Genomic DNA, 14752 nt, shown 5'->3' with positions numbered 1-14752 from the left:
GTGGCTTTTTGTATTAGGCATCGCTTTGTAACTGCTTTTGATATTCGTCGTACTGCTCTTGGACTTCTTTATTTGGTGCAGGAGTGATGAGCGATACAATCACAATTGCAACAATAGAGAGAATAAATCCGGGCACAATTTCGTATAAATCAAAAATTCCACCTGAGATCTGTTTCCAGACAATCACAGTGATACCACCAACTAACACGCCGGCTAATGCGCCATGTTGGTTCATTCTAGGCCAAAATAGTGAGATAATCAGTGCCGGGCCAAATGCTGCACCAAATCCAGCCCATGCATAACTCACTAACCCTAAAACGGAACTGCCAGGGTCCATTGCAAGTCCCATTGCTGCCAGCGATAAAACGACGACCCCTATCCGGCCGACTAAAACGATTTCTTCCTGACTAGCGTGAGGGCGAATCCACTTGCCATAGATATCTTCGGCAATAGCGGATGAAGAAACAAGTAACTGTGAGTCAGCAGTACTCATAATCGCCGCTAATACAGCTGCCAATAAAATACCTGCAACAATTGGATTGAATAGCGTATTTACCAAAACCATGAATACGGTTTCTTTATCTGCCAGGGGACTACCTTGAGTCGATAACACATATAAAATACCAGCAATCCCAACACAGACAGAACCGATCATTGATATTGCAGTCCATGATACGGCGATACGTCTAGCCTTTTTAATGTCTTTGTTAGAACGAGTAGCGTTAAAACGCGCTAAAATATGCGGCTGTCCAAAATAACCTAAACCCCAAGCTAACAATGAAATAATACTAATAGCTGAAATTGGGTCGCCATTGAGATCTTTAAAGACATTCAATAAGTTAGGATTAACTGCTCTTAAGCCACTACCCAAGGTAGAATAGCCATCTGTTTGAATAGCTATGATTGGCACAACGACTAAAGCCAGAGACATCAGCAGGCCTTGTACCAAATCAGTCCACGATACCGCCAGAAACCCGCCAAACAACGTATAGCTAACAATACAAAGCGTCCCGGCAACTACTGCCCAGTGGTAATTTAAACCAAATACTGTATGAAATAATTTACCACCACTGACCAAACCAGAACCTGTATAGATTAGGAAAAAGAGCAAAATAAAGCAGGCGGAAATAGTTTGCAGAATTTTCTTTGAGTCTTTAAATCGATTCGCGAAATACTCAGGAATAGTCAGTGAATCGGAAGCTACAATTGTAAAAGTTCGCAGACGTTTTGCACAAATAAGCCAATTCAACCATGTCCCAATTAATAACCCAACAGGTAACCATATGGATGAGACACCTGTAGCATAGGCCAAGCCTGGTAATCCAAGCAATAACCACCCACTCATATCTGATGCACCTGCAGACAAGGCAGCAGGCCATGGCCCTAACGACCTTCCTCCTAAAAAGTAGTCAGATGAGTTTTTTGTTCGAAGATAAGCATAATAGCCAATAATAAGCATCGCGACTAAATAAACCACGAATGTCAGGCTGATAGCCATTGTCGATCGATCCATTCAAAATTCCTTCTATTGTGTGTGCAAAATCCTTTGCATCCAAATTTATTATTTTATGTCTTAGATGGGTTCTACTTGATTCCAGTTTATTAAGGATGCCTTTTTATTAGTATTAAAAATAAACAGCAGACGCAATCACTTTCGGTTCATCAGGGCAACTTTTACAAAAGTGACTGAAAATCAATCGAGGCTACGTTGGCAATGGATCACATTGATATCTAAAACGGTTATGGATTGGACAACTAGCTCTCAATCTGGAAAAAACTACTTGCGCCATCATCCCCCTCTCGCTAATATACGCTCGCTTTCGCGGTTGTACGACCGTAGCTCAGTTGGTTAGAGCACCACCTTGACATGGTGGGGGTCGGTGGTTCGAGTCCACTCGGTCGTACCAGAAAGACACAGATTATGATTGTACGACTGTAGCTCAGTTGGTTAGAGCATCACCTTGACATGGTGGGGGTCGGTGGTTCGAGTCCACTCAGTCGTACCAAACATCTTAATCTTCTATTATACGACTGTAGCTCAGTTGGTTAGAGCACCACCTTGACATGGTGGGGGTCGGTGGTTCGAGTCCACTCAGTCGTACCAATCGTTTATCTACTGCAAAAATGAAAAAGGCAAGTAGCATTGCTACTCACCTCTGTTTATTTATCTAAGCTAGCTTACCCTAAGTTTTAGCTCTTATTAGAGCGCTTCACCTAGTTCGACTAATCCTTCATTATCATAATGAACGGTTTGAATACGGGTATGCCTATTGGGATCCCACAAAGGGTCTCCTTCGATCTCCGTATAATTACGTGCGTGGTATACTAATAAGTCGTTCCCCTGCTCGTCTGTAACGAAACTGTTATGACCTGGTCCAAAAATTTCCTGATTATAGTTTGTTGTAAATATTGGCTCATCTGATTTATGCCAATTTGAAGCATCTAGCAAATCGGCGTCTTGGTCTGCCCATAAGAGCCCCATGCAATAGTTTTCATCCGTAGCGCTGGCTGAATACGTGATCATTACTTTCCCATTACGAATCAGTGCCGCTGGCCCTTCATTGACTTTAAATCCGCGCTGCTCCCATGGCTTATCCGGAATACTTAACCGCACAGGGGAATTAGCCAATTGAGTGGGTGAACTTAACGTTGAGATGTACAAATTTGAATTACCAGGGATCTCATTATCTTTTTGCGCCCACACATAATAGGATTGGCCGTTATGTTCAAAGTGAGTTGCATCAAGGCAAAATGTGTCTATCCCTGAATCAACTTGTCCCAAAAACTCCCAATCGGTAGCAAATGGATTTTTACTTTTATTGCCAACGGCATACATGCGATGCTGAAAAAGCCCATCAACAATATCCCGATTAGGTGCCGCGGCAAAATAGATGACCCACTGATCAAATAGATAATGCAGCTCTGGCGCCCAAATCAACGAACTATAAGGGCCTGAATCCGGAGCGTGCCAAATATCAGTAGCTGGCGCACTGGGTAACTCATCAATGTGCTCAGCTCTTCTAAGTTCAATTCTGTCATACTGTGGCACAGACGCAGTAAAATAGTAGTAATCATCAGGCCCTTTTGACATATGTGGGTCGGCACGCTGTAAAATAAACGGTTTAGGATACGACATATTACTCCCCTATTTTGAAAACGCTGGGTGATCATGGTGAGAGTCATCAGATTTAGACCCAGTATCTAAGATGACATCTTCATTTACCTCATGAGCCAGAGCATCTGTTTCGAGCATTTCGTTATAGAATGCATCAGTAATTTTGTATTTAAACATGCACAGACCCATCAACAGATGAAAGAATCCCGGAATAATTGATAACATTAACGCGATTCCTGTCAGAGTAAATGCTGTCTGAGCTTGGTTCGGTTCGTAATTGAAGTAGGTTAATAGCCAGCCAACAATGGCGCCTGCAATCCCCATTCCGAACTTCTGACAAAATGATATGCCTCCAAATGATAACCCTGAAGCTCTTTCTCCATTTTTCACTTTGCCATAATCGACGGCTTCAGCGATCGCAGACCAGAAAACCGGCGCATGTAAATCAACGACAAATGAGAGAATAAAATACAATACGAATGCCCAAGCGATGTCTTTTTGTCCGACAGTGAAGAACATCAGTACACTTAAGATAGCCACACCAATTTGGCTGTAACGAAATAGCTTAATTTTGCAAAAACGTTTAGTAATCCAAGTGGATGCAACCATCGCTAAAATTGATGCAGTCACCCCAGTGGCTAAGAAGTCTGAGATCATCCCTGCTCCTCCGCCTAGATAATATTTAGCGTAATAAGCAGCAACAGAACCTCGAATCACATAACCTACAGTGCCCGTCACACAAGCAAAACATAGCAGCAGCCATTGGTCATTTTTTGCCAATACTTTGGCTTGATGCCAAACTGAGATTTTTTCTGGCTGATGTTCAAGTCGTTCTTTCGTGGTGAAAAAACAGAATAAAAATAGCACTGTTGCCATTAATCCCATTAACCCCATCGAAATTTTATAGCCCATCTGCATATTCCCTTCGCCCCAAGATGCTGAAAGTTGAGGAACGATAATCGTGACAAGAAATGCCGCGACTTTGGCTAAAAACAGACGATAACCATTCGCTGACAACCTCTGTTGTGGGTCATTGGTTAAGACACCGATAAGGGAAATATAAGGAATAGTAACAGCGGTGAAAATAAGGGTGACCAGAATATAGGTGGCGTAGGCATAAACCAGTTTTAAGTTGTACGCGACATCTGGTGTACTAAACGTTAAAAATACAGATATCCCAAATGGCACAGCCAATATTAAAAAGTAAGGACGATAACGACCCCATCGAGTTTTGAATTTATCGGTAATGATCCCCATCATTGGGTCTGTCACAGCATCAATCAACCGAACCACAATGAAAAGCATTGCTAAATCGCTAGCTTTTAAACCGAATATGTCTGTATAGAAAAAGGTGATAATGAGCATCATTGAGGAAATAACGACATTTACAGCCATATCCCCACTACCAAAACCAACTTTTTCTAGCACTGATAACTTGAATTTTTCCATAACTTTATCCCTATGACAAAATCAGAAAAGCAACTTAGTGCTTTATTTCGTTATCGTATGCAGGACAAACAAAAAGAAGTGTGCCGCCAATCACTATATTGTACTTTATGTAAACAGTTATTGATAAAATTATGTACTAATTCGCATAATTATTGGTATGACTACTTTTGTAGGACGTTTAGCGATTTTATCTATGGACGAAAGCTTACTCTCAGATCTACATGGAATTTTTGTTTCAAAGATGATTTTTCATGATGGTTTTAGCCGTGCAATAGCCAAGTAATAACAAGCCGTGGGTAGCGAGAAAAGCGGCGATTGTGTATAGTTGAACCCTACTTTTTATTAAGGGTTTTATGAATTCAGATGTTTAAAGATAACCCGCTATTACAGCAACTGAAGCAACAAATTAAAGACAGTTTACCAACGGCTGAAGGTCAGGTGAAAGCGACGGAACGTGGATTTGGTTTTTTGCAGTGCGAAGGAAACAAAAGTTACTTCATTACCCCTGCTCAGATGAAGCGGGTTATGCACGGTGATAAGGTTTCAGGAGTTATTCGGGATGGCTCCGATGGAAAACAGAGTTTTGAACCAGAAAAATTAGTTGAAGCGGGTGTTGATGAGTTTATCGGCCAAATTCATTTAAATCGAGATGGTCGCCCAGCAGTTATTCCTGACCACCCACTGATTAACTTCCCCATCAATGCCAAAGTTAATAAACAAATTTCAGAAAAACTGGCTAAACAAGATTGGGTTGTCGCTAAAATGCTACGCCACCCACTTAATGATCGTGGGTTTTACTGCGAAATTCAAAAATTTATCGCTAAATCTGATGACCAATTTGCCCGTTGGAAAGCAACGACTGCGCGTCATCATTTAGCGTGGGATGCGCCAGCTGATCTAGATGAATACACTCTCGCACAAGAGTCATTAGAGCGTCGCGATATTACTGATGTTGAGTTTTTCACAATCGACTCAGAATCAACATTAGATATGGATGATGCGTTAAATATTGAAAAAACAGACGATGGCTGGCAGTTATTGGTTGCTATCGCTGACCCTAGTGCTTATATCACGCCAGAAAATCCGCTAGAAAAAACAGCTAAGGAACGTGGCTTTACACTTTATCTGCCTGCTCATACAGTGCCAATGCTTCCAGCACATTTAGCGGATGAATTATGTTCTTTGCACCCAGAACAAAAACGCCCAACACTTTGCGCTCGTATTGCGATTGATAATAACGGGCAACTTAGTAGTGAAACTGAATTTTTCGCAGCCTGGATGCAAAGCAAACACCGCTTAAATTATGACAACGTTTCTAGTTGGGTTGAATCTGATGGTAAATCGGATTGGCAACCGCAGAGCGATTCCCTTGCAACACAGCTTAAAGAGCTTCAAGCAATGACTGCTCAGCGCACGGCTTGGCGAAAAGAAAATGCGATTGTTTTTGCTGACCGTCCAGATTATAGCTTTGATATCAACCCCGATGGTAGTGTCGCAGATATCCACTGTGAACCACGCCGAATTGGCAATCGAATGGTTGAAGAGGCAATGATTGCTGCAAATATTAGCGCAGCTAAAACCTTAAACGATCATTTTGGATTTGCTGTATTTAATACGCATGCAGGTTTTGACGAAAGCAAAATTGCTCAAGTCGAAGAGATTGTTAAACAAGCTGGCATCGAAATGACTAGCGAAGAGCTCATGTCATTTGACGGATTTTGTAAATTGCGTCGTCTATTAGACGATGAACAGATGACTTATTTAGATCTTCGTCTTCGTAAATTCTATAGTTTTAGTGAATACTCTGCGCAGGCGAAACCGCATTTTGGTTTAGGTGAACCTTGTTATGGAACATGGACATCGCCTATTAGAAAATACGGTGATTTACTTAACCACCGTTTGCTAAAAGCCATGCTGCTTAATGAACAAGCTCAATCCCCTCTTGATGAAGAATTATCTGTGCATTTAGGCGAATGTCGCCGAGCACATAAATTTGCTGAGCGCAATATGGGGGATTATTTGTACAGCGAATTTTATCGTCATCACTTAAAAGAGCGCGGCATAGAGCATGGGCAATTGTTTGACGTGACTCGTGGCGGTTTAAAAGTTCGCATTAACGAAACAGGTGCAGTTGCATTTGTTCCTGCAACCAAAGTTCATGCAGTTAAAGATCAACTTAACTGTGATAGCGATAATGGTAAAGTATTCATTAACGGCGAATGCAAATATCAGTTAGGTGATGAATTATCCGTTAAAGTTTGCGAAGTTAAACAAAACGGTTCAAGCCTCATCGCTGAGCTTGTCTAACCGCTTAGAAATCTCAATCAAATAATTATTACAAGGCTCAGTTCGGTATATTCCAGCTGGGCCATTTATGGATCTTATCCACTTTTAAGGAAAACTCGTGGACGAACAATCACAACAACTAAATAGGGGCCTTAAAAATCGCCATATTCAGCTGATTGCTCTTGGAGGTGCAATTGGTACTGGGCTATTTTTAGGGATTGCTGACACCATAAAAATGGCTGGACCAGCGGTATTACTTGGTTATGCGATCGCTGGATTTATTGCATTTTTAATTATGCGACAACTTGGTGAAATGGTTGTTGAAGAGCCAGTTGCTGGTTCTTTTAGTCATTTTGCCTATAAATACTGGGGGAATTTGGCCGGTTTTATTTCAGGTTGGAACTACTGGGTACTCTATATATTAGTTTCAATGGCCGAGTTATCTGCTGTCGGTAAATACGTCCAATATTGGTATCCAAGTGTTCCAATTTGGGTTTCAGCATTAGTATTTTTCATTGTGATCAACTTGATCAATTTAACTCACGTTAAATTATTTGGCGAAATGGAATTTTGGTTTGCCATCATCAAGGTTGTCGCAATCATCTGTATGATTTTATTTGGCGCATATCTGTTAGTCAGCGGTGCAGCAGGTCCTCAAGCAACAATTTCAAATCTTTGGGCGCACGGTGGATTTTTCCCTAAAGGTTGGCATGGCGTGATCATGGCATTGGCCATCATTATGTTTTCATTTGGTGGCCTTGAGTTAGTTGGTATTACCGCAGCTGAATCGGATCAACCGAAAAAAACGATTCCTAAAGCGACCAATCAGGTAATCTACCGAATCCTCATTTTTTATATCGGCGCATTAGCTATTCTTTTATCGTTATATCCTTGGGATAAAGTGGTCGATAGCGGTAGTCCATTCGTACTCATTTTTCATGCGCTCAACAGTGACTTTGTCGCTAACATTCTAAATATTATCGTGTTAACTGCCGCATTGTCTGTTTATAACAGTAGTGTTTATTGTAATAGTCGAATGCTATTTGGTTTGGCCCAACAGGGAAATGCTCCAAAATTTTTGCTGAAAGTAAATCGCAAAGGGATCCCTGTTATTGCGTTAAGTTGCTCGGCATTAATCGTTGGACTGTGTGTCATTCTTAACTATTTTGTTCCAAGAGAAGCATTTGGTTATTTAATGTCACTGACTGTTTCAGCACTTGTGATTAACTGGGCAATGATCAGCTTTACGCATTTAAAATTCCGCAAGTATCAAAATCACCATGGAAAACGCAGTTACTTCCCTAGTTTCTTTTATCCATGGAGCAACATTTTATGTCTGGCGTTTATGGTTGTCATTTTAGTCATTATGCTTCTGACACCAGAACAACAGATCTGTGTATACTTACTCCCTGCTTGGGTCGTGCTTTTAGCGATTTGTTTCTTCATTAAATCAAATCGCACATCACAAACAAACAGCGTTAGTGTTTCAGAAAATTCGACTGAAAATTCTTAACTAACTGATAAGGGCAATGATGATTATCGTTGCCCTTTTCTACTCTCCCCCGATTTGTCTGATCTTGGCTTTGATTGTTTTACCCCTTTATTAACCCTTTTATATTTTTGTTTATAACATTAGACGGCCTGGCCTTGTCAAAATAACTATATGAATTTATTAGTAATTTATATAAAGTTATTGAATTTTATATCTCTACTTATTAAAATGTATCTTTGAAAAAGTAGCTTTTATTAATTTGAAAGTTGGCTGAATCAGTTAGTCGTAAATAAGCTGTGATGGGAGTATCTAGGTGTCAGATTCTGTTGTATCAAGAAAATCTTTTAAAAATGAACTCAAAAACTTCTCATCAGATCTTAAAAATCCTGCAGTTGCTTATCTAATTTCGCTACAGTCGGTCAGAAGCCGACAAACGATGAAGTCCTTTTTAAATACGGTCGCAAAAATTTTAGGATGTACTTCGTTTAAAGATTGCCCGTGGAGTGAGCTAAAGAGACATCATATCCAAGCTATTATTGAAAAATTACTGGCCAAAGGTAGAAGTCCTGCGACAGTGAATACCTATTTGGCTGCTATCAAAGGTGTGATGTTAGAAGCTTGGAGTATGAATTTAATCGATACTGATACCTACACTCACATTCGTCAGGTTAAATCCGTGAAAGGATATCGAGTCAGTCGAGGCCGTGCTTTAAGTCAGTATGAGATTAAGCAATTGTTCAGTGTGACGAATGAAGACTTATCATGTAAAGGTACGCGAGATGCTGCAATTATTGCGTTATTACTTGGTTGTGGATTACGCCGAGCCGAATTGGTTGCTCTTAATTTAAATGATATAGAACATGCCAGTAAAACACTGGTTGTTATGGGCAAAGGGAATAAACAACGCCGCTCCTTCATGCCACCGAGCAGTTGGAATTATTTACAAAAATGGCTTCATGATATTCGAGGCGAATATTCAGGTCCCCTATTTACTCGAATTCGAAGATATGACGATGTGACTTTAGAGCGGCTAAGTGACCAAGCTGTCTACCATATTTTGCAATTGCGACAAAAAGAAGCGGCCATTGAGCCATTTGCTCCGCATGATCTAAGGCGTACATTTGCATCGATGATGCTTGATAATGGCGAAGATATCGTGACGGTTAAAGACGCGATGGGTCATGCAAGTATTAGCACGACTCAGCGATATGATCGCCGCGGTGATGAACGGCTACAAAGGGCTAGCTCAAAGATTATTTTTTAATAAAAAAACCACCTATCAAAGGTGGTTTTTTATTTATTCATTTAGCAGTAAAGCTCTAATGTTTTTCGTGAACTGCTAAATCTTCTGCGATATCGGTTGCTTCATCAAGATAAGCATCTGGAGCTTTAAAGTTAGCTGGCTCATCGGCAATCGATTTGACCGGTTTTTTGCCTGCTCGTTTTAAACGCTCATTTAAACGGATAAGTTCCTTATCATCCTGTTTATCTCGTTGGGCTTTACGAACTTGATAATTTAGGCTGATGCTTTTCTTATCTTTTCGCTCTTGATACTGCTTGATGTCAGCTACGATATACTGAAATTCACTTGATTTCGCGACACGTTTTTTATGATCAGCAATCAAAATTGGTAACAGTTTATTAAAACTACCAACTTTATGATATTCAGCCGGCTTAATATGGTCCCAAGGTAACGCATTATCGTTCGCTGATTCGCCAATTTCTGAATGCGGTAGTGCTGATGGGAAAATAATATCAGGCATTACACCTTTACGCTGAGTTGACCCACCATTAATTCGATAGAATTTAGCAATCGTGTATTGCACATGTCCCATCGGGTGTTCAAACAAATCATAAATGCGGCCTAATCCTCGGTGCTGCTGAACAGTACCTTTACCATATGTTTGTTCACCGACAATAACTGCTCGACCATAATCTTGCAGCGCTGCTGCAAAAATTTCTGATGCTGAAGCACTATATTGATCAACAAGTACAACTAATGGACCTTTGTAGACAGTTGAACCGCTGGTATCTTCGTTGACACTAACGCGTCCTAATTGATCGCGAACTTGTACAACCGGACCTTTGGGAATAAACAAACCAGTCATTCCAATGGCTTCGGTTAATGCGCCGCCACCATTTTCTCGAAGATCCACAACCAGAGCCTGAATATTTTTCGTTTTAAGTTTCTCAATGGCTTTTGCTGAATCTTTACTTAAGCCGACATAAAAACTAGGAACGGTTAACACTCCGATTTTTTTGCCATCTACCTTCATGACCTTACCGCTGGCGGCACGATCTTTAAGCTTGACGACATCTCGAACTAACTTAATCTGCCGAGTTTTACCATCAACTTTACTACCTGCTGGCAATATCTGCAGAAAAACTGTGGTTCCTTTCGGGCCTTTAATTAAGTCAACAATATCATCAATTCGCCAACCAATGACATCAACCATTGGTTTACCATCTTGCGCAACTCCAACAATCCTATCACCCGGTTTGAGTAATCCACTTTTAGCAGCAGGTCCGCCAGGAATTAAACTGCGAATCGTTGTATATTCGTCTTTATTTTCCAAAACAGCACCAATGCCTTGCAATGAAAGGCTCATTTCTGTTTTGAAACGCTCTGATGAACGAGGTGACAAGTAACTTGTATGAGGATCGATTGAACGCGAAAAAGCATTCATGGCAGTTTGGAAAACGTCTTCACTCTCTGTTTGAGTCAAACGCTTAAGTGCATAGTTGTAGCGTTTAGATAGTAATTTGACAATTTCCGGCCACTTTTTACCTGAGAGCTCAAGATTTAATGCATCAAACTTAACCTTTTTTTCCCAGAGTGCTTTTTGTTCGTTCTTATCTTTAGGATAAGCTGCATCGGTTCGATCAAATTGATAACGTTCGTCGTCTGTAAATGTTAATGGCTTATGCACATTTAACAAACTCAAAGCGTAAGCAAGTTGCTCATAGCGACGCTTTAAACTTAAATTGAAAATCTTATAAAAGGGAGAAAGTTGCCCAGACGCAATATCATCATCAAGCTGAGTTTGATAGTCGTCCATGGCGTCAAGATCAGATTGCAAAAATAGCTCATGATGATAATCAAGCTGGTCCAAATAACGCTTGAAGATCTTTTTTGAAAGAGCATTATCTAAGACAACGTTGACATAATGAGTGCGTGTATAAATGGCAGCAATTCGCCTTGCTTCCGTAGCATGTTGGCTTTGTTGAGCCAGTTGCGGCAGCGCTGATTCTTTGATGTTAACCGCACTAGCTAAAGCATTTGCACTGGTCGATAAACTCAAAGAAAGTGTCAGCGCCACGAACAGCGGGCGGATTAATCTCATAAAGACGCCTCTTGAATAAAATTAAGCAACGATATGCTCTTTTTTGACTTTGACTTGCATACCAGTATTAAGCTGTACTGAAATCTCATTTTTCACGATTTCGGTAATCACTCCAGGCATGGGGGTCTTGCCGACTAACACACGAATTTGCTTGCCGGTATGTAACTCTTCGCTAGGAACAGCTTTAATTTTAGCCGGACGAGGCGTGTTATTATTTTTCTTGGGACGACGAGCTGCATTGGTTCGTTCTACTTTTGCGCTTGCAGGTTTGGTTTCCCGTTTTGCTTGAGCTTTAGAACCAAAGACTTTCTCTTTACTCTCTTTTAATTTCTGTTGAGCATGATCGGCATGTTGCTGCTCAACAATTTCAGCTGGCTGTCCATCTAGATCAATGCGGTGCACTCCCGCTTTAACTCCATGAAGATAACGCCAACTGGAAGTGTATTGGCGCAATGCACTACGTAGCAGTGTATTGCTTACCCGAGAATCGTCTTTTAACCGTTTGGTTAAATCTTGAAAAATACCAATTTTCAATGGCTTCGCTTCCCCTTTCAAAGAGAAGCACTGAGGGAATAATTCTGCCAGATAGGCAATAACTTCTTTACTATTCTTTAGTTTATTAACGGTTTCCATGAACAACCTTAAATTACACAACTAGATAGTACAGACCGCTCTGCACTCCGGTTATTATAGTGGCCAAGCTTGGAAAAGCTATTAAAATTCAATATCTGGTAAGGCGTTAGCTAATAGATTAAGCAACTTTTGCAAACCTGATTCGTCATGTTGATCAAACCGATTTAAAATGGGGCTGTCAATATCTAAAACCCCTACAAGTTGAGATTTCGCATAAAAAGGTAAAACAATTTCAGATTCGCTTGCTGCATCACATGCAATATGCCCGGGAAATTCGTGAACATTCGTAACCACTAATGGTTTCCGTTGTGCAAACGCAGTTCCACAGACTCCTTTTCCAATATCAATGTTAGTACAAGCTGGATTACCTTGGAATGGCCCAAGCACTAATTGCTCACCACTTTTAAGATAAAAACCAGCCCAGTTGATTGTATCAAGTTCCATCCATAATAGCGCTGCTGTATTTGCAAGCGTTGAAAGCCAGTGAACGTCAGGTCCGGTAAAAGCTTCAGCCTGTTGGGTTAGCCGTTCATAAAATTTGGCTTTTTCATTCATCTTCAGATGCTCCTGATAGCATATTTATTTCAAACTCACGTCCTTTTAACAAATTATTGACACAATTGCGATTGTTGGCGATAAAAAATCCTAATTCTTCGGCTTGCGATTCATCAATTTTCACCTCAGATTGACGTAAAAATAAGGCAAATTGATCGGCAATATCTAGCATTTTATCGTATGCATCAGCCTCTTTTTTCGAAGTAAAAGTCATTTTTTCTACACCATCTCGTTCAACTACATATTTGACGACGACTGCCACGGGTAACTCCAAATACTGTATTTATGTACAGTGGGTATTATACGGATATATTGATAAAAATCTAAGGCTTCTAGAAAAAAGCGACTGGTTGCAAAATATCGATGCGAAATGAGCTCAGATCAGTACAATATGCGCCAGTATTTATCCAAAGGATCTACAACTGTGCCTGTTTCATTACCTGAGCCGTTTGTCGAACTTATTTCTGAAAGTCTGCCGACTCCTGATTACCTCGATCAATTTCTTGAGTACTGTGATAAACCTTTGCGTCGCAGTATTCGTGTCAACACCTTAAAAATTTCTGTTGCCGATTTTTGCCAGCGAATGAGCGCTAAAGGATGGCATTTAACTGCCGTTCCGTGGTGTGAAAGCGGTTTTTGGCTAGAGCGAGAGGATGAGCAGACAGCACTCGGAAACACGCTAGAACATCTGGGTGGATTGTTTTACATTCAAGAAGCCAGCTCTATGCTGCCGGTGAGCGCGCTATTTCAATTTATAGCTTCAGATGATGCACCTCTTATTTTGGATGCAGCGGCGGCTCCGGGTTCTAAAACGACACAGATAGCTGCAACGCTCAACCATGAAGGCGCAATTGTAGCCAATGAATTTTCAGCAAGTCGCATCAAAGGACTTTATTCTAATTTGCAGCGCTGCGGTATTGCGAACGTTGCTTTGACGAACTACAACGCCGATGTATTTGGTCGCTGGCTTGCTGAAAGTTTTGACGGCATTTTGTTAGATGCACCCTGCTCTGGTGAAGGAACGTTAAGAAAAGATCCGCAAGCAATGAATAATTGGTCACTTGAGCATGTGAATGAGATTGCCGCTTTGCAGCTGACATTGCTAGATAGCGCATTGCATGCGTTAAAGCCTGGTGGCGTCGTCATTTATTCCACATGTACTCTCAACCGAGTTGAAAATGAACAAGTTATCGAGCTCATTACAGAGCGTTACCCTGAGGCTATCGAGGTTTTACCATTAGGTTCACTATTTAACGAAGCACATAAAGCACAAACAGCTGAAGGCTATCTGCATGTTTGGCCACAAATATACGATAGTGAAGGATTCTTTGTTGCCGCTCTTAAGAAAACCTCATCAATAACAGCTGAACCTGTGCAAAAGAAAGTTCGACCGCTGCCGTTTTCTAAAGCGAGCAAAAAACAACAGCAACAGCTTACTTCTTATTTAAAAAAACAATTTGGGATTGTTTTAAAAGATGATGATGTGCTGATGGTTCGAGATAACGAGTACTGGTTATTTCCTGAAGCAATTTATCAGCTAACGGATGAAATTCGCTTTGACCGCATCGGTTTAAAAGTTGCTGAGCAGTTTAAAGACCAATGGCGACTAACCCATGAAGCCGCTATACATTGGGCAAGCCAAACCCAAAAAAATATTGTTCAACTCACGCTTGAGCAGGCAGCTTCATATTATCGAGGACAAGATATTAAATGCAGTGAAGCAAAAGTCGGTGGTGGTGAAGTTTTACTTATTGCTCAAGACGTTCCCTTAGGCCTTGGTAAGCAACTTAAAGGTAAAATTAAAAACAGACTTCCTCGGGAGTTGGTCCGCGATGGCGTCCAATTTATTTAAACTGGCAAATTAGCTAACCCTAGCTA

Annotated in this window: 11 protein-coding genes and 3 tRNA genes; 7 read left to right on the top strand and 7 right to left on the bottom strand. The window is 40.8% G+C overall.

The genetic code is table 11. From position 1 onward, the window contains the following. Positions 1 to 13: 13 nt before the first annotated feature. Positions 14 to 1513 carry a sodium/proline symporter PutP gene (gene putP / locus ABTQ23_RS05260; protein ID WP_408614602.1) on the bottom strand — a complete coding sequence of 500 codons (1500 nt, stop codon included), beginning with the start codon at positions 1511 to 1513 and terminating at the stop codon, positions 14 to 16. A gap of 317 nt (positions 1514 to 1830) precedes the next feature. Here putP and ABTQ23_RS05255 point away from each other — a divergent pair. The 3 genes from ABTQ23_RS05255 to ABTQ23_RS05245 all read left to right on the top strand — a co-directional run bounded on the left by ABTQ23_RS05255 (position 1831) and on the right by ABTQ23_RS05245 (position 2104). Then, positions 1831 to 1907, top strand: a tRNA-Val gene (locus tag ABTQ23_RS05255). 22 nt (positions 1908 to 1929) lie between these two features. Continuing rightward, a tRNA-Val gene (locus ABTQ23_RS05250) sits at positions 1930 to 2006 on the top strand. A gap of 21 nt (positions 2007 to 2027) precedes the next feature. Next, positions 2028 to 2104 (top strand) — tRNA-Val (locus ABTQ23_RS05245). Between the two features lie 96 nt (positions 2105 to 2200). Here the strand turns inward: ABTQ23_RS05245 and ABTQ23_RS05240 are convergent. Next, positions 2201 to 3136 carry a glycoside hydrolase family 43 protein gene (locus tag ABTQ23_RS05240; RefSeq protein WP_408614601.1) on the bottom strand — a complete coding sequence of 312 codons (936 nt, stop codon included), beginning with the start codon at positions 3134 to 3136 and terminating at the stop codon, positions 2201 to 2203. A gap of 9 nt (positions 3137 to 3145) precedes the next feature. Next, positions 3146 to 4564, bottom strand: coding sequence for an MFS transporter (locus tag ABTQ23_RS05235; protein WP_408614600.1), 1419 nt, complete (start codon positions 4562 to 4564; stop codon positions 3146 to 3148). A gap of 363 nt (positions 4565 to 4927) precedes the next feature. Here ABTQ23_RS05235 and ABTQ23_RS05230 point away from each other — a divergent pair, with 363 nt between their 5' ends. From ABTQ23_RS05230 to ABTQ23_RS05220, 3 genes are all read left to right on the top strand, one after another. After that, positions 4928 to 6871, top strand: coding sequence for an exoribonuclease II (locus tag ABTQ23_RS05230; RefSeq protein WP_408614599.1), 1944 nt, complete (start codon positions 4928 to 4930; stop codon positions 6869 to 6871). Between the two features lie 97 nt (positions 6872 to 6968). Next, positions 6969 to 8363: an amino acid permease gene (locus tag ABTQ23_RS05225; protein ID WP_408614597.1), complete on the top strand. Its 1395-nt coding sequence runs from the start codon at positions 6969 to 6971 to the stop codon at positions 8361 to 8363. Between the two features lie 292 nt (positions 8364 to 8655). Further along, positions 8656 to 9606, top strand: coding sequence for a tyrosine-type recombinase/integrase (locus ABTQ23_RS05220; protein ID WP_408614595.1), 951 nt, complete (start codon positions 8656 to 8658; stop codon positions 9604 to 9606). Between the two features lie 55 nt (positions 9607 to 9661). On the opposite strand, the gene prc is transcribed toward ABTQ23_RS05220, so the two are convergent. The 4 genes from prc to ABTQ23_RS05200 form a co-directional block, all read right to left on the bottom strand. Further along, positions 9662 to 11686, bottom strand: coding sequence for a carboxy terminal-processing peptidase (prc, locus tag ABTQ23_RS05215; protein WP_408614594.1), 2025 nt, complete (start codon positions 11684 to 11686; stop codon positions 9662 to 9664). A gap of 21 nt (positions 11687 to 11707) precedes the next feature. Next, positions 11708 to 12319, bottom strand: coding sequence for an RNA chaperone ProQ (gene proQ, locus ABTQ23_RS05210; RefSeq protein ID WP_408614593.1), 612 nt, complete (start codon positions 12317 to 12319; stop codon positions 11708 to 11710). An 81-nt stretch (positions 12320 to 12400) separates the two neighbouring features. Continuing rightward, positions 12401 to 12874, bottom strand: a complete 474-nt coding sequence (locus ABTQ23_RS05205; protein WP_408614592.1) for a free L-methionine (R)-S-oxide reductase MsrC — start codon at positions 12872 to 12874, stop codon at positions 12401 to 12403. Then, positions 12867 to 13136: a YebG family protein gene (locus ABTQ23_RS05200; RefSeq protein WP_408614591.1), complete on the bottom strand. Its 270-nt coding sequence runs from the start codon at positions 13134 to 13136 to the stop codon at positions 12867 to 12869. Before ABTQ23_RS05200 ends, ABTQ23_RS05205 begins: the two co-directional genes overlap by 8 nt. Positions 13137 to 13244: 108 nt before the next feature. On the opposite strand from ABTQ23_RS05200, the gene rsmF reads away from it, so the two are divergent. After that, positions 13245 to 14726, top strand: a complete 1482-nt coding sequence (gene rsmF / locus ABTQ23_RS05195; RefSeq protein ID WP_408614590.1) for a 16S rRNA (cytosine(1407)-C(5))-methyltransferase RsmF — start codon at positions 13245 to 13247, stop codon at positions 14724 to 14726. Positions 14727 to 14752: the final 26 nt, after the last annotated feature.

It is taken from the genome of Celerinatantimonas sediminis, assembly GCF_046054195.1.
Taxonomy (GTDB): Bacteria; Pseudomonadota; Gammaproteobacteria; order Enterobacterales; family Celerinatantimonadaceae; genus Celerinatantimonas.
This window is presented reverse-complemented; position numbering and strand designations above follow the sequence as displayed.

Coding starts and splice junctions, on each gene's coding strand:
- putP (WP_408614602.1), bottom strand. CDS start 1,513: ATGGATCGATCGACAATGGCTATCAGCCTGACATTCGTGGTTTATTTA.
- ABTQ23_RS05240 (WP_408614601.1), bottom strand. CDS start 3,136: ATGTCGTATCCTAAACCGTTTATTTTACAGCGTGCCGACCCACATATG.
- ABTQ23_RS05235 (WP_408614600.1), bottom strand. CDS start 4,564: ATGGAAAAATTCAAGTTATCAGTGCTAGAAAAAGTTGGTTTTGGTAGT.
- ABTQ23_RS05230 (WP_408614599.1), top strand. CDS start 4,928: ATGTTTAAAGATAACCCGCTATTACAGCAACTGAAGCAACAAATTAAA.
- prc (WP_408614594.1), bottom strand. CDS start 11,686: ATGAGATTAATCCGCCCGCTGTTCGTGGCGCTGACACTTTCTTTGAGT.
- proQ (WP_408614593.1), bottom strand. CDS start 12,319: ATGGAAACCGTTAATAAACTAAAGAATAGTAAAGAAGTTATTGCCTAT.
- ABTQ23_RS05205 (WP_408614592.1), bottom strand. CDS start 12,874: ATGAATGAAAAAGCCAAATTTTATGAACGGCTAACCCAACAGGCTGAA.
- rsmF (WP_408614590.1), top strand. CDS start 13,245: ATGAGCTCAGATCAGTACAATATGCGCCAGTATTTATCCAAAGGATCT.